4 protein-coding genes are annotated in these 3,218 nt (G+C 33.7%); 1 reads left to right on the forward strand and 3 read right to left on the reverse strand.

Annotated features, from left to right (window positions below; translation table 11 throughout):
* Positions 1 to 54 precede the first annotated feature (54 nt).
* The 3 genes from D7Y06_RS24420 to D7Y06_RS24425 all read right to left on the reverse strand — a co-directional run bounded on the left by D7Y06_RS24420 (position 55) and on the right by D7Y06_RS24425 (position 1,564).
* Positions 55 to 762, reverse strand: coding sequence for a hypothetical protein (locus tag D7Y06_RS24420; protein ID WP_120410085.1), 708 nt, complete (start codon positions 760 to 762; stop codon positions 55 to 57).
* A gap of 206 nt (positions 763 to 968) precedes the next feature.
* A complete protein-coding gene (locus D7Y06_RS26280) occupies positions 969 to 1,142 on the reverse strand; it encodes a hypothetical protein (protein ID WP_158591495.1) in 174 nt (57 codons plus the stop codon).
* Positions 1,143 to 1,285: 143 nt separating this feature from the next.
* Positions 1,286 to 1,564 carry a hypothetical protein gene (locus D7Y06_RS24425; RefSeq protein WP_120410086.1) on the reverse strand — a complete coding sequence of 93 codons (279 nt, stop codon included), beginning with the start codon at positions 1,562 to 1,564 and terminating at the stop codon, positions 1,286 to 1,288.
* Between the two features lie 232 nt (positions 1,565 to 1,796).
* Here D7Y06_RS24425 and D7Y06_RS24430 point away from each other — a divergent pair, with 232 nt between their 5' ends.
* A complete protein-coding gene (locus D7Y06_RS24430; protein WP_120410087.1) occupies positions 1,797 to 2,669 on the forward strand; it encodes an ArdC family protein in 873 nt (290 codons plus the stop codon).
* The last annotated feature ends 549 nt before the right edge of the window (positions 2,670 to 3,218 follow it).

The raw sequence follows: 3,218 nt of genomic DNA on the forward strand, positions 1-3,218 counted from the left end.
CAGGGAACCCCGTGCCAATTAAAAGAAAAACACAATATGTTGTAGTTGCTTGAGTTAGGTTGTTAACATTGTATTGTAATCCATTGTATCAGCCCAAGCCTTTATAGCATTTACCGCTTCAACATATCCCCTACGCTCTAATTCTGGTATTTCATTTATTTTGTCCGATAACCAAACATATCCACCTACTTTTTCAATAAATGTATTTACCTTAGAACAGAAGAGTAATACAGAATCTTGTAACTGTTTTTCATATTGCCTTTCTGTAGATGAATCATTCATAGTTTCAATTTGTTTTCTCAAATCTTGATTCTCTGAAACCTTACTTTCAAATTGTTTGCGAAGGTTTTTATAATCTTCTTCATATCCTTTCAACAATTCTTTTGTAGATTCATAATCATCTGGATAAACTGTTTCTTTTTGGATTTTCACTTGTTGTTCCTTACTTTCTTCCAATTCTTGCTGTAAAGAATCAACCTTTTGTTTACAGTCAGCAATAGCAGCATCTTTTTCTTGAAGTTTATCAATATAAGACTTTACTTCTTTTGCAGTCAACTTTTTAGTTATATCCATTTCCTTTATCAATTCTTCCTGTTCCTTCTCTGACAGATTCCTCATAATAGATAGGGCAGTAGTCTTAGTAACAATACCAGTATCAACCAGTTCTGACAGTTCAGGTATCATATTGGCAAGCTGTTTGTAATTTTGGAGAGTGGGAATTGAAATACCTAAATCTGCTGCAAGTTCTTCTTGTGATTTCAAGTTATAATTATTATCAGTTGATTTTCTGTTACCACCATGTTCAATCCCATAAATCCTTTCCAGTTCTTTAATTCTCCCATTGCTCTATATCTCCATCTTTTCTATTACCCTGCTGCCCTATGCAGTGAATTAGGAATAACCATTGATTCTTTGATAAAGTTTACTGCATAAGGCATCCGCATTTTATTGTGCCTGTTTATGTGCTGTTATGCATTCAAGTTAGGGCATAAACCCAAACCGCCATCCGCTTTAGGAACTCTTCTAAATGCTTCTCTATGTGGGCAGTTCCTTTTGTCGCAATCTGGACAATAGCATTTTACATACTCTTCATAACTCATTTTCCAGTTTGTGCCATTTTCAAATTGTTCTTTGCTCATCATATTACTTCATCCTCCATCTATTTCTTTGATAATTCTTTGATTGTTTACAGTTGCTACCCCCTGCCATTGATTGGCAATTATCATTGAACCAATGACAGGAACGCTTAGAGCTTAAAGCCTGTTTATAGTCGCTCTAACGACTGTTATTTGACACGCAATACATTGTAAGAAGTTGTCTTTTCAAATGGTTTTAAATCCTCACCAAATATTTCTTGCAGCTTTCCCTTATCTAATGTGGTTCTGCTTTGCGGTTTATAAGTAATCTTTGCCGTGTCGGTGATTTCTGTATCAATTCCATTTTCTGTCATGTAAGAAATGATTTCACGCTCTACTGATTTCAGTTCGTTTTCAAGCTCTTCTTTCATAGCTTTTAAACTTCTTAATTCCTGTACCTTCGTTTCTAATTCTTTTTTTGTCAACATGATTCATACCTCCGTAATTTTGATTTTGGTTTTGTTTTTTTGTTTTAATTTTGTTTCGCTTGTTTGTTGTTGAATACATCATATCAAATAATTTATACTTGTGCAAGTAGTAATAATTCACAAAATATAGGTGTGTAAGTGGTCAAATATTTAGTTATTATTGCTACTTACACACCTATATGTTTTTTGTATTTAATCATACCAGAAAACAAATCAAAGGAAGGTGTTACATATGACAGACAAAACTACTAAAACAAACGTATACCAAATGGTAACAGACAGGATAATAGCAGAACTGGAAAAAGGTAGAATCCCTTGGAATAAGCCGTGGACTGGTGTTAGAGATAGAGCATTCAATAGAATAAGTAAGAAGCCTTATTCTTTAATCAATCAAATGCTTTTGAAACATAATGGAGAATATGCAACGTTTAAACAATGGCAGGATTTAGGCGGTCACGTTCGCAAGGGTGAAAAGTCAGAGATAGTTGTATTTTGGAAGATATACGAAAAAGAAGAACTTAACGACAATGGAGAAAAGGAAGTCAAAAAAATACCGTTGCTTAGATACATCAATGTATTTCATATATCACAAGTTGACGGCATTAAACCTTTACCAGCGGAAAAGCTGAATAATGATATTAAACCAATAGAACAAGCGGATAAGATTATTATAGACTATGTAACAAGGGAACATATAGACTTTCATGAAACGAAAAGTAATAAGGCTTTTTATAGCCCTTCAAGTGACAGGGTAGTTGTGCCATTAAAAGAGCAATATCAGAATGCAAATGAATACTATGGCACAACATTTCACGAATTGACGCATAGCACTGGACATAAAACAAGGCTTGACAGGTTAGAGAATAGAGTTGTTGTAGCGTTCGGAAGTGAAACATACTCAAAAGAAGAATTAGTTGCAGAAATAGGAAGCGCAAATATATTGAATATCTTAGGAATTGAAACACAACAGACATTTAAAAACAGTGCTGCATATATTCAAAATTGGTTGCAAGTCTTAAAGAATGATAACAAGTTTATTGTATCAGCAGCAGGAAAAGCGGAAAAAGCCGTTAATTATATTATGGGAATGGACAAAAGCGAATAGAAAATGATATATATTCAGGGATGCAGCAGGGTATAGCATCCCTTTTTTGTTGTGCGTGTTATGTATTTATATTATTATTTTTATTTTTATTGTAAGTCGTTCATAGCGTCTTTGATTGTATGTTATATGGATTCATTAGCGCAAATCAATCAAAACAAGGGCAAATCCGGACTTTATGGCAATAAGCATACAATTTTGGTTTAAAGCTGGATTTTGGCATAATATAGCGTTCTGAATGGTATTGTTGATTTGATGAACGATTACAAAAAATATTGTTATCGGAGAGGAAGATAGCCACACGTTGTAATATTGCTATGGATTCCCTGCATGGATTCTATATGGATTCTTTAAGCAGCAGGATTACAGATTTTATTATATCCCATTGGTAGCAGGGTAATAAGGGGATAGACGTATATAAGGGCATAGGGGGCATATTACAGATTTATTTTTATTTCAATTTTCGGATTGCCTATTGTGGGAGGCTGTAAAAAATCTTGTGTCTATGAACTTTAGACTTTCCTGATAAGAATTAGATATGTAAGAGTATTT

Origin of the sequence: Roseburia sp. 1XD42-69 (assembly GCF_003612565.1) — a bacterium.
Classification (GTDB): domain Bacteria; phylum Bacillota; class Clostridia; order Lachnospirales; family Lachnospiraceae; genus Roseburia_B.

Excerpts from the sequence above, each read along its gene's own strand:
- D7Y06_RS26280 (WP_158591495.1), bottom strand. The coding sequence starts at position 1,142 with ATGATGAGCAAAGAACAATTTGAAAATGGCACAAACTGGAAAATGAGT.
- D7Y06_RS24425 (WP_120410086.1), bottom strand. The coding sequence starts at position 1,564 with ATGTTGACAAAAAAAGAATTAGAAACGAAGGTACAGGAATTAAGAAGT.
- D7Y06_RS24430 (WP_120410087.1), top strand. The coding sequence starts at position 1,797 with ATGACAGACAAAACTACTAAAACAAACGTATACCAAATGGTAACAGAC.